This window comes from Serratia grimesii NBRC 13537 (assembly GCF_001590905.1).
GTDB classification, from domain to species: domain Bacteria; phylum Pseudomonadota; class Gammaproteobacteria; order Enterobacterales; family Enterobacteriaceae; genus Serratia; species Serratia grimesii.
The window spans coordinates 286,501-310,882 of the sequence record NZ_BCTT01000010.1 but is presented as its reverse complement, the minus strand read 5'-3'; the positions used below and the strand labels follow the sequence as shown (position 1 = coordinate 310,882).

Below are 24,382 nucleotides of genomic sequence, written 5' to 3'. Positions count from 1 at the left end.
GGCAATCTATGTCTACTACTCGCGTTTATATCGATAGCACAGTCACGGCCAGTCGTTCGCTCGGCCGCATTACTTTTCCCATCACCTCTTTGCCGGTTGTCATTCCAGGCATGATCTTACAATGGGATGTTGATTCAACATCTGGAGCACTGGCTCGAAACAGGGTAGGCGCAGCGATGACTGTTGTCGGCGCACCGGTAATCGATGGTTATGAAGTCACACTTAATGAGACGAATTATATTGATACGGGTATCCCCATTCAAAACTACAACGCCTCGGATATGACGTTTATCAGTATTTCAAAAAAACCAGAGGGTCGATTTAACATCGTAGGGGCCCTGCAAGTGAATGCCCCCCAACGCTCACGTTCACACCTTTTTGATACAGCAAATAATATCGGTGCACGATGGCTAAATGCCGGGGGGGGAGCTTTAGTTGCAACGCTGGGAGGCGCATCGCTTGTCGCTGCTGCAGATGGAGTGGACGGTATTTTCTGTGCGGCCCGTTCATATCTTAATAATGGATCAGGGAATCAGGGTTTGCGTATTGATTTAACGCGCACAGGGGCGAATGCTGCGGTAACTGGTGGTGCTCCGCCGACAAACATCACCGGTAACATATTAATCGGTGCCAGCATTGATCACGCTACAACTGTGTCAGGAAAGGTTATGGCGGTGCTAGCGTTCAGCCGTGCCCTGGATGCAAGTGAGATCGACACTATTTATCGAACATACAAAGAGTATTACGCGGGTGTTGGGAAAACGATTTAAAGCGGGAACTGTTATAAAGGCGGCTTTATGGCCGCTTTTTCCAGTCCCACTCAGCATGAAGCCAGATGGCGATCATAATCAGGCTGACTATAAACAAACTCTCAGTCCCTGTGTAGATTGAGATGGCAGATATGAGTACGGCTAGACGAACTAACGATTTGATCAGCATTTAGATGGTCGTGAAGGAATTCTGCACATATGGTGAGGGCATGAGTCCGTTGATTCAAATTGGTTTGGTAGATCAATAATCGCGTATCGATCGTTGAAAACGATCGCATTTCAAACTATTACCTTGCGTTTTTATTAGCCAAGCTTGATGCGTAGAAAGTGTGCCAGGAAGAACTTTAGATTTTCAGAGGTGTTGATGCTGCCCATTGTGTCACTCCGGGGATGGTCATGGAGTAATGGTAGCGGAGGTGGGCGTGATCGTGGGTGGTCTGGGGCATGTATGGGGCAAAAAATTACCGCAATACGATACAACTACGTGATTTGCAGTGGCTCGGATTGCGGTAATGCTTGTTTTTCCCTTAGTCTGATCTAGCTTCCAACAGCTTTCGCTCTTTACCTCTGCCTGTCATGAACAAACCAAGTTGGGCACGCTGAGGCTTTGAAACAAAAGGGAAAGTCGGAGATTACATGCTTACAGCAGTGCTCGTAGGAGGAAACACCAGCCTCGGTCTTGCGGAGAATACTGATGACTTGTTTATCGGAAAATGTCTCTTAATAGGGATGTTTTTATGTTACTTATGAAGACATTACTAGCATCGGGATGTATTAATCAGCATTGAATATTGGAAAGGTAAGGCAACGTCTACTGCCTTACCTTAGGGTCCTAGATGGATTATCTGCGGTGTTAGGTATTTCTCTATTTATATTGACGTTTGCCAAAATGAGGGCGTTCCAATAGGAAATTGAGGTGCAGCCGCTGAATGATAAAATAGGCGATAACGGGCATTGCTAATCCGCATAATGTGCCAGCGACTACGTGTACCAGCCAGCTATTTATATGCATAAAGGTACTCAAAATGATACGTAGACCGCTGGCAGCTAAGATGTGCATCAGGTATATCGCTATGCTTAGCTCACCCAACCGACGCAGCCAGAATATGTTTACTCTGGACAACTGTACCGACAGGCAAACAATAAAGAAAATAGCCTCAATGGCGACCAGCAATGAAAAAACCCCAGTGTCAGTATACATACGACCAAGATGGCCATGGAATATATATTCCAGGATAACAAAGGCTAGCATAGTTGTCAGGCAGTGACTAATGTTCAGGCGGCCTATGACATTGGAATAACGGATAGCCAGCGAGCCAAGCAAGAAGAAAAGGAAGAAGCGAGTAATATAATCTAAATGTAAGGCTTTAGTAAGGTTGTCTTGATAAATATATAGCGCTGCACTGATAGCGATCAATAGTGGCAAAATGTAATTGGCTTTGCTTTTGCTATAAAGTAATGTAGCCAGAAAAAACACCATGAACAATGCATAAAGGAACCAGAACTGAGCTCTCGGCTGGATAAATAGTAATAATATATCACTAAAGTTGGACGTATTGTTGGTATAACGTGACAATGTGGCCTCTATTGTCCCCTGAAGCAAAGACCAGATGACATAGGGATAGACGATAGTATCAATCTTGCTGGCGATAAATTGCACTTTATTTTTTCTGTCCAAAGATTGCATGAAAAACAAGCCAGAAAGAAAAAAGAACAATGGCATGTGGAAGCTATAGATGACGCTGTCGGTTAACTGATAAAACGACGTGGAAATATGAATGCCAGCGCTGTAAAGACCTCGGTTAACATGACCAAAGACTACCAAAATAATGCCTATCCCTTTTGCATAGTCTACCCATAATTCTCTCATGTGATTTCCCTGTCTAAAATAATTCATAATGTAATTATTTATTGTTTGAATAATTAAATGGCTGTGTAAATTTTTTACATAAAGATTTTATTGTTGTAGCTTATTTATTCCCCTCACGGGAATAAAATTTAAAATAGGCTGCGATCATCGCATTACATGTCATTTTTGATATGTGTAGTTGATCGTTTAGCGTGCTCTTTCAGTGTGTATTCCCATTTCTGGCGTCGTATTTATCCATAGCTCAAATAATTTTTCAAGATTTTTTTAAGCCAAAAATTGACCTAATCTTGTACTGCGGCTGTTTGTACAGAACTGACGGCTATGCTGACGTTGTCCATTGTGTGACTCCGAGGATGGTCAAGGAGTAATAGTAGCTGCGCCCGCATTGGTGCGGGAGAAAAATAATAGTGACCGATCATCATTTTTTTGGCTGAATAAAACTGTTCGAATTCTTTCCGAATCGATCCTAGGTTTTTAATAACTATTTGAATGTTAAAGACGGTTAACGGAGGTGTTTGAGGTGTTTTTTTTAACGATTGTTAGTTTATCTTGTTGAAATTTAATAGGTTGTTATGCTATTTGCGGTTAAAGGAATCGTATTCGGTCTTTTTTTGTTTTACTTATTATTCAATTGGTAACCTCGCTACTTCCGAAGTTTCTCCGAATTTCCATATCCGGTCTTTTGCTGCGTCATAATGCTGACGGCCATTATTGATAACTCATTTCTTTTTTTATGGCACTCTTCTTCTGCCAACATAGAGAAGTAGTTACCTATGGTATGCATTGCGCCAGCCACCAATTTGTATGCACGCTAGGCATCATCACTGATGCTGACAAGGCTTCACTGGTTGCATGGATGGAGTATGTGCAGAAGGTTCAGGCTATTGATACACAATTGGCAGATAAAATAGTATGGCCTAATCCGCCGAACCAAAGCAAAGGCCCTCGTTAGGGAGGGCCGTTTTTGAACGGTACTAATTTTTATTGTTACCCAAGGACACGATGACTTCATCATCGAGAAAGTAAAGTGAATAGTCCTTGTTAGACGAGAAAGGTTTGATGCCCTTACCTACTATATAGGCAAGTTTGTTTTTATTACTTTGCTCGTCACCATAACCATGCAAGGTTTGTGGTAAACCTTTATTAATTAACTGGAATGATGCCAAAAATTCAGACGCAGGGCTAAGGAAATAGCCTATTAATGGTTTGTTATCCATCAGTAGCCTTGCTCTCTCATTAATGTTAACTTGACCTGTTGTGCCAATCAACTTCACATTAGAGTGATTTATGATGTCTCTGGATATCATGTTAAATACAAAGCATTCATATTCACGCTGCGATTTCATAGCGCTACTTAATTGAGCGCTAAAAGCAAATGTTGTAATTAGAGGTATTAACGCAAGATACTTTAATTTTGGTGCGAGCTCAACGATTGAAATGGAAATAATTACAAGCAGCACTGAGAATGACACCAATGTTCTCGGGAAAGTTGGAGCATCATGCAGAAATATTGTAGGCCCTAAAAGTGAAATTAAAAATATAAATATAGAAAGAATTATTAATATTGAGGTTGAAACGAATGGTTTGTTTTTTTGAACTGAGTCTTTTATTAAGAGCAAAATTATGAATAACACAGGAATTAAGAAGTAAATATACACGGGGCCATGAAAGTAAGATGCAACAAGTGCATGTAAATCTTTTACAGTCCTAACTAACGTTCTATAGCCATAAATATCTGGGGTTATTAATTCTGAGCGAGAGTTGCTTTTTGTTGAAAAGAGCAACATATAAACAATGTAAAATGAAATGAATTCACAAGCTTTTCTTGCAATAAGCTTCGTAGACTGATGTTTCCCTGAGTGATTTTTAAGTCCAAATATAACAACATCCACAGCAAGTAGACCTATAAATATATTTGCGCATGGTTGATATAGAGTTAATGCAAGGACTCCGGTAACTATTTTTATTGACACTTTGCGGATTAAGTTTTTGTCGCTATAAGTGTAGGCTAAAACAGCAAGGAAAAAAGCCAAAGCCATACCAATGGAGTCATATCTATAGGCGATGTTTTGTAGCATGTAAGGATTGAATATCAAAAACGCAGCGACGAAAACAGGATATGGTACATCCATTCTAGTCAGATGCTTTTTTAGCAATAAAGATGACGCCCCTATGAACAGACAGGACATAATCATTGTGTACGGGAAGAGGTCAAGATTGTAGTGACCGCTTGCAGAGAGTATTTTCATTAGGATATCAGCCACGGGTCTTCCTAGCCCTCGCCATCCATATTGCCCTGTTATAGCCCTATCCAAATCATCCCTGTAAAACACCCCAGATTGGATAAGAGGGTATATGAATAACAGAGCCAAGCCTGAGTACAGTGCCAATGTTTTTTTGTCGTTTTTGCAGATCATTTAAAATCCCGTCTCACTTTTTCACTATATAACGTGGCCTACATTTTGTTTCAATATAAATCCTACCGATATACTCACCAAGGACACCAATGCCAATGAGTTGTACGCCTCCAAGAAAGAGGATGGAAACGATTATAGATGGATAGCCTGCCACAGGGTTATCCCAAATAATTTTATCTAAAATCATCCATGTTCCATATAGGAAGGATAAGGTTGCAACGAAAAAACCAAGGTATGCCCATATTCTAAGTGGCAATGTTGAAAAACTGGTGATTCCCTCAATGGCCAAGTTCCAAAGCTTCCAACCATTGAACTTGCTTGTGCCGGCGATACGCTCAGCTCTGTTGTATTCTACAGCATCAACTTTACCCCCGACCCAACTTAATATTCCTTTCATAAATAAATTCCGCTCTGGAAGTAGTTTGATATTATCTACAACCTCTCGAGACATAAGCCTAAAATCACCGACATTTTCCTCTATTACGGGTTCGCTTATTTTATTATGAATTCTATAAAACCACTCTGCACTTTTACGCTTCATTCTTCCATCACATTTCCTATCAATACGCTTAGCTAAGACCACCTCTGCACCATTTTTCCATCGCTGAATCAATCGTGGGATGACATTTATTGGATCTTGCAAGTCAACATCTATAGGAATAATCACATCGCCAGTAGATGATTCTAATCCAGCGAAGAGGGCAGGTTCCTTACCAAAATTACGGGTGAAGTTTATAGCCTTGACATTGTTATCTGCCAAGGATAATGAAGATATAATACTTTCCGTTTTATCTGAACTACCATCATTGATGAAAATGATCTCAATATCATAATCGGAAAACGGTTTATATTCGCGCACTGATTTATAGAATACAGGTATTGTTTCTTCTTCATTAAATACAGGAACTACCAAGGAAACTTTCATTAATTATCCTTGAATACAAAAAATTTAGAGTAAATGAAACCACATATTAGGCTTACCGCAGAGAAAGTAACTAGTGTAACAATTGGCTTTACATCCATTTTATCTGCTAGCCACCCCACCAAGAATGCCATGCCGCCCATAAACAGCACATACATCACGTACCGGATTGTTGTTGCTTCCGATTTGAACGTCCACTTTGCGTTAACAAAGAATGAAATGGTTACTGCGATGCAGAAGGCAACAACGTTAGAAAGTGACTGCGAGGAGCCGCCAAGCAGCATGAGCGCAAAAACAGCCCAATGAGCACAGGTATTCATCACACCTACTGATGCATAACGTAAAAAAGTATTCAATGCGGAAAATTCTTAAAATTTGATTTACGGTATTTTGCCACTGCGTCATGCTGAAGGCAAAGTTTTCTACGTCATGTACATGAGAACATTATGTATTGATGTTTAATGCGGAGTTTTCAGAAACGTGTGGCACACCATACATATATGCTTACAGAGCAACAGGGAGTAACAATGGAAACTGATGAACAACGTGCAATGTTCATAGCCAACGAGATTGGCGCAGCAGTGATTGACCTGATAGCAAATGGTATGGACGTGAATCGTGCCAAAATCACTGACTACTTGGAGTTGAAGCGAAAGACTGTGGGCAACACGCTTTACAAAGGTGTGCTGAGGAATGCGGCCGCTTTGGTGCGGGAGAAAAAATAAGGCTGATTGGTCATCATTACTTTGACGGCGTCAAACTACTCGAATTCTTCCCGAATCGAAACGACTTTTTTGATAACTCTTTGAATTTAAAAGAAGGTTAACGAAAGTGTTCGAGGTTGTTTTTTAAGCTGGGCATGTTTTATCTTGTTGAAATTTAATGAGTTATTAAGCTGGTTGCGGTTAAAAGAATCGTATTCGATTTTTTTTGTGTTTGATTTTAAAGTGATTTTTTGAGGAAGTTGAACCTCGATATTCGGCCTTTCACTGCTTTATTTATTCTTTCCTCGCTTTATTTAAGCATGTTGTGAGGCCTGCACAGCCTCCTGTATGCTGGCCATAACAGACTTTCGCAGAAGGTTAATGATTGTTGAATACGAATAAATATGGTCAATCTGTAGGCTTTCCCTTGCCTGAATGGCAGCCCGCGACATTTCCGAGATTGAGTGAGTTAAACGGACAGTACTGTAAACTTTCGCCCCTTGAACTCGGTCATTGCGAAGCGCTTTTCGATGCATTTTCATTAGCAACAGATGACCGAGACTGGACTTGGCTTGGTGCAGAACAACCTGCCTGTCTGCAGGAAATGATGCTTTGGATTAAAAATAAAATTAACGACAGTAGTCTGGTTGCCTGGGCCGTGACGGAGGTAAAAAGTGGCCGCCCGGTTGGTGTTGTCTGCTATAGCTGCATTGATACTGTTAATGGCGCGCTGGAAATAGGGCATGTTACCTGGTCACCATTGATGCAACGAACCACCCTGGGTACAGAGGCCATACAACTGCTACTCAAAAATGCCTTTTCTCTGGGCTACCGCCGGGTTGCATGGCGTTGTGATTCACTGAATGTGGCGTCAAGAAAGGCAGCGGAAAGGTTGGGGTTCTCGTTCGAAGGACGTTTCCGTCAGGCGATGACTCGTAAACAACGTAACCGCGATACGGACTGGTTATCTGTTATCGATATCGAATGGCCAGTTGTAGAGAAGGCTCTTTCAGGTTGGCTTTCACCCGATAACTTCATTGAAGATGGAACTCAAAAGCGCAATCTTGAAACATTTTTCAAAATAACAGCAGTAGTGGGATGAGGTTAATTCATGCGCTGGCAAGGCAGCTAGAGAGCGTAGCGCTTTTAGACGTAAGATTTCTGAATTTATAAGCTGCATTAAGCCCTATTTATCGAAATAGGGCTGCCGCTTAGGTCAATACAAAACAATCAGCGGCTTGCGGGGCCGGCCTTAAACGAGTATGTGGCGAATAAAGCTGTTACAGCCTGTTGAATTTGGGTTTGGCTGGCCGGTGTACCATCTGAGTTCAGCGTATTACTGGCGGTTCCGCGCCAGACCAGCTGTTTTTTCTTACTGTCCACCAGGTCAATCGTCAGTGTACCTTCGGTATAGCTCCATACGGTTTGATTATAACCGCCCCAGCCAGCGTAACCTCTGCGGCCAACCGGCACGGGCGTATCATTCACCTGCACTTTATTTTCTTTCATTGCACTACTGTAGACCAATAGATCAGGTGTTGCGCTGGGTTGATAACCGCGCTGTTCCATCTGTTGTTTAATCGCGCTTTGAATGTATTTTCCGGTCAAGGTTTGGTATTGGCCCGCAGTCTCGGTGGCAAAACCATATGTATGGTATTGGGTGAAGTTAGCGCTATGGTCATAATCGCTGGTCACTTTAGGTTGGCTAGCACAGCCCGACAATAAAGCCATCGAACTCGCGATGAAAATATAAGAAAGTGAACGCATAGAAAACCCCTTTGGGATTATTGATTTCATAAAGTTAGACGCAGAAACTGTGGTTGGCAAATGGTGAACTGAAGTCATTTTGGGTTAGTAACAATGAGAAAGAGAGCACGCTCATTACTGCTAATGTGTTTCGCCGTAGTCCGTGCACATACTCAACCCATTCGCAATTCAGAACACACCGATGGCCTTGGTAGCAGCAGTTTTGTTACTATCACCTCACCTAAAGACTTAATGGTGTAGTACATTGAAAATCAAAGCGTTGTTATTTGTTGCCTTGGCCGGTCTGGCCGGCTGTAGCCAGGAGGGAGCGACAGTGAGCCAACCCGTGAAGAAAGACGGAAACCATACGGAAGTGTTGCTGGTTAACAGCGCGCTGGTAAATTGTACGGGTGTTGCCCCGATGAAGTGCATGCAAGTGCGTCATTCTGCGCAAGAACCGTGGGGCTTGTTCTATACTGGGATTGAAGGTTTTACTTTTGAACCGGGCTACAACTATCGCTTAAAAGTGCAGGTGACGGAGGTAGAAAACCCGCCGGCCGATGCGTCTTCACTGCGTTATACTCTGATCGAACAGTTGGAAAAGAACAAAGTCTGATAACCTTTTGATAGGTCAGGACTGTATGCCCTAACCTATCAACGTTAAAGCGTTATTCTCACCTCTGTCGCAATCTGCTCAAGCTGATCGCGGGGAGTGCGTGTCAAGGTAGTTAATAACTAGATTGTTATTAACTACCTTGCGAAATTAAAATCTGAAAACTCATATCATTTTAATATAAAAAAGCTTAAGTTTATATTATATGAACATTGCAGCACAGGTATATACGCTGATGTACGTATATACGTGTCGTTTTTATCCTTTTGAAATAATTTAAATTAACTGATCGGTGCGATGTTCATGGGGTTTGAATGAGGTGGGTTCCGGTGAAGTTTATAAAGCATAAATGAATGTCATTCAGGATTTTGTCCATTGGTATTGTTGTTAATTCTGCTTATTATTTCAACTGCATTAGTTTTGGTTTGACGCGCCTAATTATCCTAACTCATTGTTATATATCACTATGAAGGGTTCTGAGTAGTGTTTGGGTCATTTAGTCATAGAACGATGATGCCAGCCATTCTAGTTGGTGTGATTTTTTTCTATTTTAATATGGTTTTTTTCTTAAAAATAAACTATATATAATAATTCCTTTTAATACTTACTACACATCAGTATAGGGAAATATTCTAAATCTGATGGTTGTCTTTTACTAAATATAATGTCTGGGGCAAGTATGCAAGCATTACAACTTCATCAATTAGCTGCTGCAATAGAGTATAGTGTTCTAGGTGAAATTAAAAATGAGTTCGAACTGGGTTACATAGCTCATGAGTTTAAATCAAAACACATTTCAAATGAAGGATTTATAAAATTAGTACTAAATTCTGAATCTGGCATGTTACTTTATCAAGATAAAAAAGAAGATGAAATTATAACTAGTGTCTACGAGAATATATATAAGGTAACACCTGCTATTGAAAGCGTGAATTATTATTTAAACTTACAGGATAAGGATGGCACAAAGGCAACAATAGAATATAAAGTAAATGAGCTGTTCAATGATTTATTTAATTACCAAGGGTTTGATTCATCTAAAATAAATGCTCAAAATAATTTCATAGAGACTATAGATAAAACATATAAAGACCCAGGAGTAATTGATATTTCTATAAATAATCAAAATATATTGGCAATGGCTTATATTTCAATGTTGGGGCGCGGAATTGATGCTCAGGGGTTTAATGCTTATTTGGGAAGTTTGACAAGCAATGCACGTGGGATTGATTATATATTAAATGATATCATCGTATCTAAAGAGGCGGCAAGTTTTGCCGGGTATCTATACGGTGTTGAATTTGCAAATTATATGTTTAACAAATTTATTAATAGAGATGCAACTGCTCAAGAGTTATCATTGTTATACTCAAGTAGCAGAGCGGAATCATTAAAAAATGCAATTGATTATGTAATGAATTCAAAAAATATAACTCTCAAAGAGAAAGGTTTTTTGACGCAGAATATTGGTGATAGTTTGGTTTTTGATAAGAATGTAATCGCCGAAATAAAAAGTGATGGCGGGCTTTTATCATCAGCAAATACCGGAAAGGTACATGTATTATCAGACCTTGAAATAACCGCCATAGTTAACTTGACCCTTCGTTCAGAAGGGAAATCGGAAATAGACTTGAGTCAGGAAAAAAATTTAGCCACAGTAAAAATAGTTGGGAGTCAAGATGTCGAACTGGTTCTCTATCCATCCGTCAATCCGGTGGTAATTGATAGTTCTAATTATTTTGAGGGAACCGATGGTAATGATATAAAAATACTGACCGATGTTACCGAATCAACCCAAGGCTGGTTTTATTTAAAGGCTGGAGACGATAGTCTTCTGTGGTTTGGTCCTGTAGATGATATTCATCACCCCTCAAAATTTATCATTGCCGATGGAGGTGATGGTATTGATACATTATCAGCAAATTTTTTCATAAAGCCACAACCCTCTGATAATCCTTATATAAAAAGTCCGAATAGTGATAATTTCAAGAATTTTGAAAAAATAGACTTTGGTGGTTACAGTGGTGATTTTTATTTTAATTGGACTGATATAAAAAGTGGATTTTCACTTTCACAAAAAGCCGAGAATGTGGTAGTTAAAAAAATTAATAAAGAAAGTTCATTGAGTCTTGATATCACCGGAAATGCAACTTCACAAAGTAATATAAAGTTCATTATTGATGGGATTCAAAATGACAGCATGGGTAGAAAAAGTAACTTCGAAATCCACTTCAATAGTAAAAGTGGCGGGTATGTTGATGGGGGAACAATAACATTAGAGTCAACGCCAATATCCGAAATGCCAGGGTATAAGTCATTAAGCTCTATAACCATAAAGTCAGATGGATTGATAGGAAATATTAATAAAATAAAAATTGAAGGCTCTTCATTAGCAGCAGGTAATGAAGGTGGTGATTCAAAAATAAACATACTGGGGAACAATAAGTTAGAGTTAACTCTATCTGACGTAAGTCTAGGTAAACAAGGAATGGGTAAAGTTATTGACGCCTCAGGGAATTCGGGTGGGCTAACGTTACATTCTGACTATTGGATTTATGAGGGAATGAAATTACGCTGGCTGGGCTCGGATGTAAAAGATCCTTCTGGATTTGATGTGAATTCCTATATTACTGATGGGCATTATACACCAATGCCTTTGAGCGTTATTGGTACCAGTACTGATGACCTATTTGATGTTGCTAGCGGGACTATGATTACGAGTGGTTCTGGAGACGATTTAATTAAAATTAACGCGGCCAGTAATGGATATGTTCGGGTCACAGATTTTGATTTGAAGCATGATACCCTTCGTTTTGATGATACAGTAAACCTATCGATAAAAGAGAGTGTTCCTATCTCTGACTATGGTATTCACACTTTTGATGAAATTGGATCCTCTTGGATTGAGGTTTTTGTTAATAATGACTTCGCAAATGATAGAATTATTAGTAGCATAATTTCTTTAGCAGGCCCATTAGATACAGTGGGTGTTTTTTCTTTAAAGGGGCAAAATGGGAAAGTAAACTCATTTATTATTAACGATGTAAATAATAATCATATTTTTGATGCTAACGATAGCTACTTTATGTTGGATAACCAAAGTCACCAAGAATTGGTTCAAGGTCTAAAATATAGTCCAGTGGTTGAAGTTAATGGTGTCAGTGCCAGTTTTGAATAGTGTCTTTTAATCAGTTTAGTCTTGGCAGGTGAAGTCCTCCAGCTAGAGCTATTTTCTACGCGTAATCGACTTCTGCCAGAAGAGAGAGACAGTGAACCAATTGGCACTGATCCAGTAGTTGGAAAGAACAAGACCTGATAGCCCTTTGATAGGTCATGACAGTATGTCTTGGCCTATCAACCTCAAATCGTTAATCTAACATCTGCCGCAATCTTTTCAATCTGATAACGCGAAGTGTGCACGAGCGTAGGTTCTTTTTCCACGTAATAGGTATACGCAATTACGCCAATCGATAACGCCCAGGGGCTGCCAGGTTGCTGTATCGGTATCTACGGCGCGTTTAAAAACTTCCAGGTTATTCATATCCAGTAAATTCCATGCAACAATCAAATCCACCGCAGGGTCACCTATTGCCATGACACCCCAGTCGATCACCGTCGCCAGCTTACCTTCGTTGACTAATAGGTTGCTTGGCAGAATATCGGTGTGGATTCAGCTTGGGTCAATGCTGCTTTCCTGTATCTGGCTAACGATTTCCCACACTTGTATAGACTATCCGTGTCTAGATAGTCGCCACATTGTACTGTCACGATTCGGGTGGGGGCATCTCTGGTACCAAGCGGGCCTCTACGATAGGAGGTTAAGCCCCCTTGCAACTAAGGATCTGTAATAGGTATGGTATACAGTGCGTGGACAAACTCTCCTAGTTGTTACGCCATCACGTGACTACCTTCACCGTAAACCGGCGTTAACCCTTGGATCCAGCGGCCAACACATCAGCCAATGGCGTGCGTGGCTGGCTAATATAGAATTCGTCGCCCAGCCGCAGTATCACATTATCGGTGCCGGCAATGGTGACCGGTGTTATAGCCAGCGTCGTCCACGGTGGAAACTGGTTGGTGAGCATCGTGGCGACAAGATGGAGTGCAATACCCACTTCGTCGGTGTGCAATTTGGCGATAAAACTCATGTTGTGGTCCTCCTTTAAGCGGAATATAACCAGCACAACTGGTCTGTTCACTGTACTTGTTGCGATTCTGCCATGCACCCAGCTTAAGTATATTGAGAAAATCAGGTATATTGTCCTTCGGTTTTTAGCTACCAAGAAAAAATTACTATGATTATCAAACCTAAAATTCGTGGTTTTATCTGCACTACCGCTCACCCGGCAGGTTGTGAAGCCAATGTCCGTGAGCAAATTGCCTACGTTAAGTCACGTGGCGAACTGAAAAACGGCCCGAAAAAAGTGCTGGTGATCGGTGCTTCCACCGGTTACGGCCTGGCGTCACGTATCAATGCCGCATTCGGCAGCGGTGCAGCCACCATCGGCGTATTTTTTGAAAAGCCAGGCAGTGAAGGCAAAACCGGTTCTGCCGGTTGGTACAACTCTGCTGGTTTTGACAAGGCAGCTAAAGAAGAAGGCCTGTACGCGAAAAGCGTTAACGGTGACGCATTCTCCAATGAATGCCGCCAAACGGTTATCGATCTGATCAAACAGGACCTGGGCCAGATTGACATGGTGGTTTACTCGCTGGCTTCACCAGTGCGTAAAATGCCAGAAACCGGTGAAGTGGTGCGCTCTGCGCTGAAACCTATCGGCGAACCGTACAAATCTGTAGCACTGGATACCAATAAAGACGTGCTGGTTGAAGCCGTGGTTGAACCGGCCAACGAGCAAGAAATTGCTGACACCGTTAAAGTGATGGGTGGCCAGGACTGGCAGCTGTGGATGGACGCATTGGAAGACGCCGGCGTGCTGGCAGACAACGTGCAAGCAGTGGCTTATTCCTACATTGGTACTGATCTGACCTGGCCAATCTACTGGCACGGTACGCTGGGCAAAGCGAAAGAAGATCTGGATCGTGCGGCTCAGGCTATCGATCAGAAACTGAAAGCCAAAGGCGGCGCGGCTTACGTTGCCGTGTTGAAGTCAGTGGTGACTCAGGCTTCTTCCGCTATTCCTGTAATGCCATTGTACATCTCTATCGTCTTCAAAATCATGAAGGCTCAAGGGATCCACGAAGGGTGTATCGAGCAAATCCAGCGTCTGTTTGCCACCAAACTGTACAGTGGTACTGCACCGGACACCGATGAGAAGCACCGTCTGCGTCTGGACGATTGGGAACTGCGCGACGATGTGCAGAACACCTGCCGTGAAATCTGGGCACAGATCGACGACAGCAACATCAATGAGCTGACTGATTACCTGGGCTATAAGGCTGAATTCCTGCGCCTGTTCGGTTTTGGTCTGCAAGGTGTTGATTACGAAGCCGATCTAAGCGGTGAAGTTAAGTTTGATGTGGTTGAGCTAGTCTAAACCTGTCGAACATTGAGGAAAGGCCGGGATCTCTCCCGGCCTTTTTTATTGTCTGTTATTCGGTAACTCATCAGTCCAGTTGATCATTGACAGCAATAAATTATCGTTTTACGATAACTTATTGCTGTTTTTATGGATGAACTTGTTATGGGCACTGTGCCACGGATCCACCTGCCGCTGTATGTACGTTGTTTGTGTTTGTTGATCATGACGATGCTGGTTGTCAGCACCGGCGTAGAAATGTTTATGATCGTCCAGGGTTGGGTACAGGGTGAGGCGTTCAACAGCATCGTGGCCTCTTATCGTGACTATTATCCAGAGCTGAATGCTTACGCCATTCCACAGCAGGGTTGGGCGATTGGTGCAACCTTGTTATTAGACATGTGTGCCTATGTGCCTTATTACAGCGCATTGCTGTGTGGTGCGGGATTGTTTTATCAGTTTTATCGCGGCAATGTCTGGCACCGCAACAACATGTTGTTATTGCAGATCATTGGCATTTTACTGATTGTTGATGTGCTGTTTCCTTCGCTGGCAGGTATGTTGCAGGTGATGATACTGACCGCCAGTGAAAAAATGCTGCTAATAATCTATTATGGGGTCAACAGCGAGTCAGTGCGCTCGTTGGTCGTAGGCTGCGCAATCCTGGTGTTTAGCCGGGTATTCTTGGAAGCGTTGCGGCTGAATGAAGAACAGCTTTCTTTCGTGTGAGAATAGAGTGGCGATAATAGTAAGTCTTGATGTCATGTTGGCCAAAAGGAAGATGCGATCAAAGGAGCTTGCGGAGCAGGTGGGGATCACTGAGCAAAATTTGTCTCTGTTGAAGAATGGTAAGGTCAAAGGTGTCAGGCTAGAGACGCTAGATAAAATTTGCCGCATCCTCGACTGCCAGCCAGGCGATCTTCTCACCTGGCAACCGGATAACGAAGGCTAACGCACAGGCGTGCTCGGCACGCCATATCGCCATTATATTTAGACAATATTTATCCTGGCACGAACAGTCATTTTCTCTGTTTATTTTACGTTGAATTAATCCCCACATTATTTAAAATTAATGTGGTTTTTCTTAGTGTTCCTATTTTTTAATTTTAATTAATAAACTAAAAAAAGTAATTTTTTATTTACTGTTACTCATGGTTAAGTCTATTTTAAGGAGGATATATGATGTTTCGCCAGTGGATCCCTGCGTTATTAATTGTGTTGAGTGGTTGTAGTACTACCTATCCAAGCTCCTCTTATTCAGGCTGGGATCAGCTAAAGCAGGTAACTCGAGAGCAAAAACAACGTATTAGGGGTGGTGAGTCGGTCAATGCAGTATTGAATCAAGGTAGGGCCAGCATCGGTGGAACAATTGACTGGTCAAAATTATGGGATCGTTAACCGGCTAAATATATTATATCTACATATTATTCTTCTCAGTAATTCCTATTTCGATACGGTTTAGTGTTTATCAGCTAATCTATTTTTCAGGAAGCTGCTTGTTTAATTTTCAAAGGAATTCTCATAAATGAATGAAATGAGAATGAGCCTCCTCATGGGCCTTAATGGAGTTTAAGATTTTGAAATTGTCTTCTGTGATGACTGCGGTATTAACGCTGCTGGCGTCTTCCTGTTGCTATTCGTTTGTCGATAGGCGCCCACCGACTTCTCCACCAGGAGAAGGTGACGTCACCATTGATTATCGGCAGCGCCTCCATGGGATGCTGCAACATGTGTGGTACGCAGAGCAAATACGCATGGAACAGGCGCAACTTGCCATTTTACGCGCTCAGCGAAAAGCGTTGGAGTCCACGCTTCAGCAGAGAAAGTGTGTAACGGCCCCGTTCGCGGCGGACCAAGCGTCGGCAGGTGTGTTGTCGACTCCGCAACCCGATTCAATTTCAGGAGTGCATCAATGAAACGGATTTTTCTTGCCTGCGTAGCGCAGTGCTTTTCCTTCTCAGCTTTGGCGTTGGTTGATTTGCAGTATCACGGCGAACAACCGTTGGATAATAAAATCTCTGAGAGCTATCAGCAAAAGCGCAGCGAACTAAAACATAAGATATGGAGCGCCGAGGCTGTGGCGCAGGCCAATGACGAAGCGATAGCACAGGAACAAGAGCGTGCAATTGCGGAACAGGCAAGTCGACAGCAACACAATACCCTGTATGGTGAATACCGCTGCGGAAAAAACAAACAGCAGCATGGTAAGCCTTGCTACCCGCGTAACGGGATGATGAACTTCCCCGACTTTAAACGCTTTCACTAAGCCTACCGCTGGGTCCCGATGCGCTATTTTACCGCGCCTTTCTGCAACAGCGGCGGTACGTTCACTGCCAGAAAATCGACCAGTGCGCGTACCGAAGGCAGCATGCCACGCCGGGTCGGGAACACGGCGTGCATAATTAGCGGGGCGCAGGCCCATTGTGGCAACACGCGTACCAGCTCACCCTGTAACAGCGCCTGATGGCAGGTGATATCCGGCAGTAGCGCGATACCCAAGTGCTGATAAAGCGCACTGCGGACGATCCCCCATTCGCTGCACATCAGTCGTGGGCGTACGCGCACCGCTCTTTTTTCCCCTTCGGGGCCTTCCAGATCCCAGGTTTGTTGTTCGCCCACGTCGACCAAAGTGAGCAGATCGTGAGTGCTCAACTGTTGCGGATCGGTCAAGGGCGGGTGCTGCGCCAGATATTGCGGTGAAGCGACCAGAATCCGCACGCTTTGGCCCAGTTCACGGGCAATCATGCCTTCACTCATATCTTTGCGCTGGCGCAGACGCAGCGCGATATCGATCTTGTCGCCCACCGGATCAAAGCGGTTGTCGTTCGCCAACAGCTGCACCTGAATGCCGGGGTTCTCCGCCATAAAGGCAGGCAGGCAGGGTGATAGCAACACATCGGCCGCCAGTTTTGGGCAACTGACTCGCACCAGCCCGGAAGGTTCTGCCCGGCTTTGGTCGATAAGCTCCTGAGCAATTTCTGCCTCGTTGATCGCTATCTGCGCATGGCGCAGCAGCAGCGAACCGGTCTCCGTCAGCTTGACTCGCCGGGTGGTGCGCTGGAACAGCAACACGCCAAGACGATTCTCCAGCGCCAGCACGCGGGCGCTCAGTTTGGATTTTGGAATATCCAGCGCCCGACTGGCGGCGGAGAACCCGCCGTACTGGGCAACCTGGGCAAAATAATAGAGGTCGTTCAGGTCTTTCAATATGCCTTTCTGCATCACGTATTGTCCTTAATTCGAGAACAGTGAGTCAGAGTATGGCATCTTTTTACGCCCAATAGAGCATCTTATACTGCCCCACATCGACGCAATAGCATCAGACTCAGTGGGAGCGGATATGGAAATTACAGCAGCAGTCAGTGAGACCGTGGCGAGGGGATTTACCCTCAAGCAGTTGCAGCTTGGGGAACCTCGTGCTGATGAGGTGTTGGTGAAACTGGTGGCTACCGGCTTGTGTCATACCGACATTGCGGCACACAAGGGTGTTATACCTATGCCCACGCCGGTGGTGCTTGGCCACGAAGGCGCTGGGGTTGTGGTGCGAGTCGGCGCCGCGGTCAATAAAGTGGTTCCCGGAGATCACGTGGTGTTGTCGTTGGCCTCTTGCGGCACCTGTGACAAATGCAGCATCGGCATGCCGACTTATTGCCGTCAGCATGTCCCGCTGAACTGGCAAGCACAGCGCGCTGACGGGTCGGTCAGTCTGCATGATGAACGTGGGGATGTGCATAGCCATTTCTTCGGTCAATCCTCCTTTGCACAGTATGCGGTTGTTAATGCCAGCAGTGTTGTGACTATCGATAAAGCAATCCCTCTGGAATACCTCGGGCCGTTAGCTTGCGGGTTGATGACCGGCGCGGGGGCAGTCATGAACACACTGCGAGCGCATGCAGGATCTGGCTTGGTGGTTTTTGGTTTGGGTGCGGTGGGATTAGCGGCGGTGATGGCGGCGCGCGTAGTGGGGTGTGGCCAAATTGTCGCTGTGGACATCAAGGAGAACCGTCTGGCGCTGGCCAAAGAATTGGGAGCCACGGTGGTGATCAACCCGAAAACGGCAGACGTCGCGGAAGTGCTTCATCAACTGACCAACGGATATGGCGTGGACTACAGTGTTGAAGCCGCAGGACACGCGAGCGTAATGGCTGATGCAGTAAAGGTGCTGTCGGAAAATGGCAAATGCGTACTTACCGGCGTGGTACCGCAGGGCGAATCTTTGCCACTCGACATTATGCATTTGATTCGCGGCCGGGCGGTACAAGGTTCCATTATGGGTGATGCGGCACCGACGGTATTTATCCCTATGTTGGCACAACTCTTTCAACAGGGGCGTTTCCCAATCGATCGCCTTATCCGTTTTTATGACATGAATGACATCAACCAGGCGATGGCGGATTCACAGTCCGGTGAAACCATTAAAGCCGTTATTCGTATGTAACCCCTCATAAGGTAAATAACATGAAACGACTCTTTTCAGCGGCCTTGCTGGGGCTGATGGGCGCGGCTGCGTCTGCACAAGCCAATGACCATATTACCGAAAAGCAGGGATTATATTACCTGCAACCGGGATACGGTGTTAACGACGTCGCCGAGTTTTACTGGCGTAGTCTGAATGGGTGGTCAGAAACACCGGGCAATGTAGCCAAATATTTTACGCCGCAAGGGGTGTTTGAACTGCCTTATGCGCCTGTGGAGGATTTCAGCTTCTTTTCCAAGGCATCCAAGGGGCGTGAAAATATAACTCGCTACTTTACCAACATGAGTGAATATCTCGGCGATCTGAAATACGCAGACTGGAAAGGGTGGAATAAAATCGTGACGGCAGAACCCGGTGTGTTTGTGTTCGAGTACACCAGCAGCGGAAAAATCAAACAAAGCGGTGGTGATTATAATCAGCAGTTTATCGCCATCGTGACCATCAGCCATGGTCAGATAGCGAACGCTCGTGAATATTGGGATCCGTACGTGGCGCTGCGTGATTTTGGCCTGATTCGTAAAACTCAATAATGGCCCAATGTCCCCCGGCGTTCACCGGGGGACATTGGCTAGCGGCAATACTCTTTCAACATGGCAATCGCGTCCGGCTTTAACTGGTAAAGATAGACCGGCCTGCCGGTAGTGCCATAGAGAATCCGGGTCCCCAGAATGCCGCTTTCCGCCAGATAAATCAGGTATTTTCGACAGGAAACCCGTGAGATGCCGATGGCGTTAGCCAGGTTATCGGTAGAAAACTCCCCATCATGCTGTTGCTCAATCCATTCACACACCGTACTCAGCGTGATGCTGGTTAATCCCTTAGGCAGCTTTTTGCTTTCGCTGCTGCTGGGTTGGCGACGTAACAAACTGTCGACATCCCCCTGCGAAAATTCGCGTTGTGCCAGGATCTGTGATTGCTGTTGGTAGTTGCTCAACGCCTCTTTGAAACGGCCAAACTGGAAAGGCTTGATCAGATAATCCACCACGCCGTAGTGCAAGGCGCGTTGTACGGTATCTACGTCGCTGGCGGAAGAGATGATAATGACGTCGGTTTTCTCACCCAGTTCGCGTAGGCCAGGTAATAGGTCTAATCCATTTTCCTGCTGCATATAAATATCCAACAGCACCAGATCGATACTGATGTCGGGGTCAGCCAGTAACGCACGTGCCTGTGCCAAGGTGGCGACCGTCGCCTGGCAGTGAAAGCCGTTGACCTGACTCAGGTAGTATTTGTTCAGCTCCGCCACCATTGGGTCGTCATCAATAATCAATACGTTAATCATGGTTCAGCCCTTGGCTTGATAGGGAATATGTACAAAGAACTGGGTCAGTTCACCCGGTTCAGATTCGAAATCAATGCTGCCGCCCAGTTTTTCCAGGCTGCTGCGGATCAGTGCCAGGCCAATGCCGCGCCCGGGTCCTTTGGTGGAAACGCCTTGTTCAAAAATGCGTTCGCCGAGAGCAGGATCGATACCGGGGCCGTCGTCACTGACGATACAGTGTAAGTGATTATCATTGTGATGAAAGCTTAGGTTGATCTCATGCCCTTCAACGCCATCGATAGCGTCAATGGCATTTTCAATCAAGTTGCCCAGCACGCTGATCAGCACGTGGGTCGTTTCCGGATCGTCGGTTTCGGGCAGTAGGCTGGCTTCATCAATGGTCAATTCAATACCGGCTTCATGAGCACGGCTGATTTTGCCAATAAAGAAGCCCGCTACTTCCGGCGACTGTATTTTTCGCAATAACGCCCCAATCTCTTCCTGATAATTACTGGCGGTATTGATGATGTAATTTTCCAGTTGCTGATAGGCCTTCATGTGCAACATACCGAGGATCACATGCAGTTTGTTCATAAACTCATGGGATTGTACGCGCAACGCATCGGCATAATGCGCCATGCCACTCAGGCGTTGCACCAATTGGCTGATCTCGGTTTTATCGCGGAAGGTGGCGATAGCACCAATCACCTGGCCTTTGACGATCACCGGTACGGTGTTGGTTAACAGTTCGCTGCCATTAAAGTTGATCTGTTGATCACGCAGCGGTTTGCCACTGGCCAAGACTTCCGCCAGATGCAGTTGAGCCGGCCAATACCGGCTGGCTGATTCCAGCAGCAGGTTCTCGAATGGCCCGCTTTGGCGTAGCAGGCGCTTGGCTTCGTCATTAACAATGGTGATGCGTGACTGGTTATCGACCGCGATGACGCCTTCTTTAATGGATTGCAGCATGGCATTACGCTGTTCAAACAGGTTCGAGATTTCGTAAGGTTCAAAACCGAGCATGATGCGTTTCAGCGCTTTCACCAGGAAGAAGGTGCCGAGTGTGCCGACCAGGGCGGCGAAAGCGATGGTCCAGTAGATTATCCAGCGGCTTTCGCCTACTACACGGTGTACGGTGTCGAGCGCAATGCCTAGCGCCACTACACCAATTTGCCGCCGCTCGCTATCGTAGACAGGAGCAAACACGCGCAGTGAGGGGGCTAATGCCCCGCGGCTGATAGCGCTGTTGGTTTTGCCTTGCAATGCAGGTTCCAAATCGGTCCCGATAAAATGTTGACCGATCAGCCAAGGTTTGGGGTGCGAGTAACGGATGCCCTTCATATCGACTACCACCACAAACAGTAATTCGTTTTGCTGGCGCACTTGTTCGGCGAAACGCTGGATTGCACCGCTGCGATCCTCGTGTAACAGACCATCAATGACGTTGCTGGAGAGCGCCAACGTTTCGGCGATTGCCATCGCCTTCTGACGTTGCTGATCTTGCCCCTCGTGATTCATCTGCACAAAAAACAGCGCATACACCACCAGCAATACCGAAGCGATGATGGCGGACACCATCAACGTGAGAGTAGTGCTGAGTTTCAACGGTATCCGTTGTTTTGGCATGGCGGTTCTCCGAATAGGGTATATCAGGATAGTAGCGAGGAATGGCGTGCAGGGCAGCGACCGGCAGCAGGTTATAACATGCTGCCGCCGGGGGAGGGATTATTTTAATTACAAAAGCGGGATATCAGGGTTGATGGTAGATTTCCAGTGCCTGTTGGCCGCTGGCACCTTGATGGATGATCGCCATCAGCGCGCTAACCACTTTGGATGGATTGTTGTGTTGATACACATTGCGACCGTAAACCATACCGGATGCACCCTGTGCCATTAATGCAGCAGATTTCTCCAGCACTGCGCCCAGTTCGCCTTTACCGCCGCCGCGCACTAATGTCGGGCAACGAGCCGCCTCAACGATGCGATGGAAGTCCTCCACACGTTCAGTAGGATCGGCCTTGATGATATCGGCACCCAGTTCGCGCGCCAGCCGCACCAGTGGCACCATCTTTTCGACGTCCCCTAGCGAACCGTATGCCGAGCCTTGGCCGGCGGGGGCCATCACCAGTGGTTCAATCATCAATGGCATGCCGTAGTGTTCACAGGCATGACGCAGGCGGCCAATATTTTCTACGCACTGGCGGAAAATGCCAGGTTCATCGGGGATGAGGTACAGGTTAACCACCACTGCCGCCGCATCCATTTGCAATGCCGCGAGGATGGGGGCTTCGGGGTTATGCAACACCGCCCACATTTCACGGTGACGTGCGGCGTTATAAGCGTTACCAACGTCGGTGCGCATCACTAACGCCGGTTTATCACGTTGCGCTGAACGTTGCAGCAAATCCGCCTGGCCGTAGTTGACCTGAATGGCATCGGGCCGAGCGACGATCAGACTGCCCATCACGCGTTCGATATCTTCCAGACCGATTAAAAAATCGGGCTCATTGGCGATGCCATGATCAATCGCCACGTCGAGGCACTTGCCGTTATTAAACAGCCGGTTCATCCGTACCTTACTGCTGAGCTGCATGTCAGATCCTCCTGAAAATACTGTCCATTCAGTATTGTCGAGTAACGCGGGGGATGAAACAGCGGATCCGCAAACTGCGCGCTTGCTCGCATATTTTCTGAGAAACAGCGGCGCCATTTTTCATCGCGGCTGGGCATTCCGCGTAGCCTAACGCACTAAAGGAACAAGCGCGCTGGTGGCTTTTGCGTCATTTGTTAGATCCGTGTCATGTTTTTGTTACTTGGTTATTCCAAAACGCATGTTTCGCTTGTTTGGGTTAAAAAGTTTCAATAATCTCAATTATGAAATAAACATTTGATAGTGAAGTGGGGATATAAACGCCCCTGTAGAATGTTTGTTTTAAGATATTGTTTCTAATCTATTTTGAGACATGGATCAAAATTCCACACACCGCCTGAATACGGTGAAAAAGCGATAAATCTGCCGTATCAAAGGGATAACATCGACCGGATTGTTGTTTGAATGTAAAAAATATTTTTCATTAGCTGTCAAATCAACAGGCCTCTTCACTCTAACAATTAAAGGGTACAGAACATGAAGCTGAAGAAACTGATCGTCACCTCGGTATTGATGTGCATGTTGCCGGCCACCGTGTTGGCAAAAGACATCAAAATCGGTGTTTCAATGGCTTATTTCGATGACAATTTCCTCACTATCCTACGTCAGTCAATGCAGAACAAAATGAAACAGGACGGCAATGTCAGCGGTCAGTTTGAAGATGCGAAAGGGGATATAGCCCAGCAGATCCAACAGATCGAGAACTTTGTCAGCCAAGGCGTCGACGCCATCATCCTCAACCCAGTCGATACCCAGGGCGTCAAGCCGATGATCAAACTGGCGGAAAACGCCAAGATCCCGTTGGTGTTTGTTAACCGCCGCCCAGAAGTCACGCTGCCTGCGGGCATGGCTTACGTTGGTTCAGACTCCAAACTGGCCGGCAAGCTGCAGATGGAAGAGTTAGCCAAGCTAATGAACGGCAAGGGTAACGTGATGATCCTGATGGGTGAACTCTCTAATGAAGCGACCCGCGACCGCACCCGTGGTGTGGAAGAAGTCGCGGCCAAGTATCCCGGAATCAAAATCCTCGACAAACAAACGGCCAAGTGGGGTCGTAAAGAAGCCGTCGACATTACTACCGACTGGGCGCTGACTGGCCAGAAAATTGACGCTATTGCTTCCAACAATGACGAAATGGCGATTGGTGCAATCCTCGCGCTGAAACAGGCGAAGAAAAGTGGCGTGTTAGTGGCTGGCGTTGACGGTACCCCAGACGCGCTGGAATTTATCAAGAAAGGCGATCTGGCACTGAGCGTGTTCCAGGACGCTAAAGGGCAGGGCGAAGGTGCGGTGCAAACGGCCATTCAACTGGTGAAAGGCGAGAAAGTGGAAAGCAACGTGCTGATCCCGTATCAGCTGATCACCAAGGCCAATTATCAAGAATTTGCCGATAAGAACAGAAAATAAGCGTTAAGGCAGCGCGGTTATATCCCTGCCGCATTTACCCGGAAGATGGCGGTAAATACGGCAGGGAT

At 45.3% G+C, this 24,382-nt stretch carries 25 protein-coding genes; 14 read left to right on the top strand and 11 right to left on the bottom strand.

Annotation, left to right across the window (positions count from 1 at the left end):
- Positions 1–8: 8 nt before the first annotated feature.
- The gene (locus SGR01S_RS13225) at positions 9–770 is read left to right on the top strand and encodes a hypothetical protein (protein WP_147284272.1); all 762 of its coding nucleotides are present in this window, start codon (positions 9–11) and stop codon (positions 768–770) included.
- Positions 771–1,635: 865 nt separating this feature from the next.
- Here SGR01S_RS13225 and SGR01S_RS13220 read toward each other — a convergent pair.
- Complete coding sequence (locus SGR01S_RS13220; RefSeq protein WP_061807660.1) at positions 1,636–2,640, bottom strand: acyltransferase family protein; 1,005 nt, start codon at positions 2,638–2,640, stop codon at positions 1,636–1,638.
- A 733-nt stretch (positions 2,641–3,373) separates the two neighbouring features.
- On the opposite strand from SGR01S_RS13220, the gene SGR01S_RS23765 reads away from it, so the two are divergent.
- A complete protein-coding gene (locus tag SGR01S_RS23765) occupies positions 3,374–3,592 on the top strand; it encodes a tail fiber assembly protein (RefSeq protein WP_082797624.1) in 219 nt (72 codons plus the stop codon).
- Positions 3,593–3,614: 22 nt separating this feature from the next.
- On the opposite strand, the gene SGR01S_RS13215 is transcribed toward SGR01S_RS23765, so the two are convergent.
- Genes SGR01S_RS13215 through SGR01S_RS13205 form a run of 3 tightly spaced genes read right to left on the bottom strand, consistent with a single transcriptional unit; the run spans position 3,615 to position 6,335 of the window.
- Positions 3,615–5,057 carry a glucosyltransferase domain-containing protein gene (locus SGR01S_RS13215; RefSeq protein WP_061807659.1) on the bottom strand — a complete coding sequence of 481 codons (1,443 nt, stop codon included), beginning with the start codon at positions 5,055–5,057 and terminating at the stop codon, positions 3,615–3,617.
- A gap of 13 nt (positions 5,058–5,070) precedes the next feature.
- Entirely contained in the window at positions 5,071–5,982 is a 912-nt protein-coding gene (locus SGR01S_RS13210; RefSeq protein ID WP_061807658.1) for a glycosyltransferase family 2 protein, read from the bottom strand.
- Positions 5,982–6,335, bottom strand: a complete 354-nt coding sequence (locus tag SGR01S_RS13205) for a GtrA family protein (RefSeq protein ID WP_073963444.1) — start codon at positions 6,333–6,335, stop codon at positions 5,982–5,984. The genes SGR01S_RS13210 and SGR01S_RS13205 overlap by 1 nt, the downstream gene beginning before the upstream one ends.
- A gap of 171 nt (positions 6,336–6,506) precedes the next feature.
- On the opposite strand from SGR01S_RS13205, the gene SGR01S_RS13200 reads away from it, so the two are divergent.
- On the top strand, positions 6,507–6,704 hold the full coding sequence (locus SGR01S_RS13200) for a hypothetical protein (protein ID WP_061807656.1): 198 nt from the start codon (positions 6,507–6,509) through the stop codon (positions 6,702–6,704).
- Positions 6,705–7,071: 367 nt separating this feature from the next.
- Positions 7,072–7,785 carry a GNAT family N-acetyltransferase gene (locus SGR01S_RS13195; RefSeq protein ID WP_037420320.1) on the top strand — a complete coding sequence of 238 codons (714 nt, stop codon included), beginning with the start codon at positions 7,072–7,074 and terminating at the stop codon, positions 7,783–7,785.
- A 128-nt stretch (positions 7,786–7,913) separates the two neighbouring features.
- Here SGR01S_RS13195 and SGR01S_RS13190 read toward each other — a convergent pair whose 3' ends face one another.
- On the bottom strand, positions 7,914–8,450 hold the full coding sequence (locus tag SGR01S_RS13190) for a DUF4136 domain-containing protein (protein ID WP_073963443.1): 537 nt from the start codon (positions 8,448–8,450) through the stop codon (positions 7,914–7,916).
- Between the two features lie 244 nt (positions 8,451–8,694).
- Between SGR01S_RS13190 and SGR01S_RS13185 the strand changes: the two genes are divergently transcribed.
- Both SGR01S_RS13185 and SGR01S_RS13180 read left to right on the top strand, forming a co-directional pair.
- Positions 8,695–9,045, top strand: coding sequence for a DUF4377 domain-containing protein (locus SGR01S_RS13185; RefSeq protein ID WP_037420326.1), 351 nt, complete (start codon positions 8,695–8,697; stop codon positions 9,043–9,045).
- 676 nt (positions 9,046–9,721) lie between these two features.
- Positions 9,722–12,220, top strand: a complete 2,499-nt coding sequence (locus SGR01S_RS13180) for a DUF4214 domain-containing protein (RefSeq protein WP_255212226.1) — start codon at positions 9,722–9,724, stop codon at positions 12,218–12,220.
- A gap of 216 nt (positions 12,221–12,436) precedes the next feature.
- Here SGR01S_RS13180 and SGR01S_RS24515 read toward each other — a convergent pair whose 3' ends face one another.
- Both SGR01S_RS24515 and SGR01S_RS24510 read right to left on the bottom strand, forming a co-directional pair.
- Positions 12,437–12,655, bottom strand: coding sequence for a hypothetical protein (locus SGR01S_RS24515; protein WP_073963442.1), 219 nt, complete (start codon positions 12,653–12,655; stop codon positions 12,437–12,439).
- Between the two features lie 313 nt (positions 12,656–12,968).
- The gene (locus tag SGR01S_RS24510; RefSeq protein ID WP_061807653.1) at positions 12,969–13,190 is read right to left on the bottom strand and encodes a hypothetical protein; all 222 of its coding nucleotides are present in this window, start codon (positions 13,188–13,190) and stop codon (positions 12,969–12,971) included.
- Between the two features lie 147 nt (positions 13,191–13,337).
- Between SGR01S_RS24510 and fabV the strand changes: the two genes are divergently transcribed.
- The 5 genes from fabV to SGR01S_RS13145 all read left to right on the top strand — a co-directional run bounded on the left by fabV (position 13,338) and on the right by SGR01S_RS13145 (position 16,785).
- Positions 13,338–14,537 (top strand): enoyl-ACP reductase FabV, encoded by a 1,200-nt coding sequence (gene fabV, locus SGR01S_RS13165; RefSeq protein ID WP_061807652.1) that lies wholly within the window; start codon positions 13,338–13,340, stop codon positions 14,535–14,537.
- A gap of 147 nt (positions 14,538–14,684) precedes the next feature.
- Positions 14,685–15,248 carry a DUF2975 domain-containing protein gene (locus SGR01S_RS13160; protein WP_037420332.1) on the top strand — a complete coding sequence of 188 codons (564 nt, stop codon included), beginning with the start codon at positions 14,685–14,687 and terminating at the stop codon, positions 15,246–15,248.
- Between the two features lie 7 nt (positions 15,249–15,255).
- The gene (locus SGR01S_RS13155; RefSeq protein ID WP_037420335.1) at positions 15,256–15,471 is read left to right on the top strand and encodes a helix-turn-helix domain-containing protein; all 216 of its coding nucleotides are present in this window, start codon (positions 15,256–15,258) and stop codon (positions 15,469–15,471) included.
- 227 nt (positions 15,472–15,698) lie between these two features.
- A complete protein-coding gene (locus SGR01S_RS23760; protein WP_073963441.1) occupies positions 15,699–15,917 on the top strand; it encodes a hypothetical protein in 219 nt (72 codons plus the stop codon).
- 514 nt (positions 15,918–16,431) lie between these two features.
- Positions 16,432–16,785 carry a hypothetical protein gene (locus SGR01S_RS13145; protein ID WP_061807651.1) on the top strand — a complete coding sequence of 118 codons (354 nt, stop codon included), beginning with the start codon at positions 16,432–16,434 and terminating at the stop codon, positions 16,783–16,785.
- 23 nt (positions 16,786–16,808) lie between these two features.
- Here SGR01S_RS13145 and SGR01S_RS13140 read toward each other — a convergent pair whose 3' ends face one another.
- Entirely contained in the window at positions 16,809–17,741 is a 933-nt protein-coding gene (locus SGR01S_RS13140; RefSeq protein ID WP_073963439.1) for a LysR family transcriptional regulator, read from the bottom strand.
- Positions 17,742–17,859: 118 nt separating this feature from the next.
- Here SGR01S_RS13140 and SGR01S_RS13135 point away from each other — a divergent pair, with 118 nt between their 5' ends.
- Both SGR01S_RS13135 and SGR01S_RS13130 read left to right on the top strand, forming a co-directional pair.
- On the top strand, positions 17,860–18,957 hold the full coding sequence (locus SGR01S_RS13135) for an NAD(P)-dependent alcohol dehydrogenase (RefSeq protein WP_061807649.1): 1,098 nt from the start codon (positions 17,860–17,862) through the stop codon (positions 18,955–18,957).
- 20 nt (positions 18,958–18,977) lie between these two features.
- Entirely contained in the window at positions 18,978–19,526 is a 549-nt protein-coding gene (locus SGR01S_RS13130) for a nuclear transport factor 2 family protein (RefSeq protein WP_061807648.1), read from the top strand.
- Between the two features lie 38 nt (positions 19,527–19,564).
- Here SGR01S_RS13130 and dcuR read toward each other — a convergent pair whose 3' ends face one another.
- From dcuR to SGR01S_RS13115, 3 genes are all read right to left on the bottom strand, one after another.
- On the bottom strand, positions 19,565–20,278 hold the full coding sequence (dcuR, locus tag SGR01S_RS13125; RefSeq protein ID WP_037420347.1) for a two-component system response regulator DcuR: 714 nt from the start codon (positions 20,276–20,278) through the stop codon (positions 19,565–19,567).
- A 3-nt stretch (positions 20,279–20,281) separates the two neighbouring features.
- On the bottom strand, positions 20,282–21,883 hold the full coding sequence (locus SGR01S_RS13120) for a sensor histidine kinase (RefSeq protein ID WP_037420350.1): 1,602 nt from the start codon (positions 21,881–21,883) through the stop codon (positions 20,282–20,284).
- 124 nt (positions 21,884–22,007) lie between these two features.
- Complete coding sequence (locus SGR01S_RS13115) at positions 22,008–22,850, bottom strand: class I fructose-bisphosphate aldolase (protein WP_037420353.1); 843 nt, start codon at positions 22,848–22,850, stop codon at positions 22,008–22,010.
- A 534-nt stretch (positions 22,851–23,384) separates the two neighbouring features.
- Here SGR01S_RS13115 and SGR01S_RS13110 point away from each other — a divergent pair.
- On the top strand, positions 23,385–24,314 hold the full coding sequence (locus SGR01S_RS13110) for a sugar ABC transporter substrate-binding protein (protein WP_037420357.1): 930 nt from the start codon (positions 23,385–23,387) through the stop codon (positions 24,312–24,314).
- The last annotated feature ends 68 nt before the right edge of the window (positions 24,315–24,382 follow it).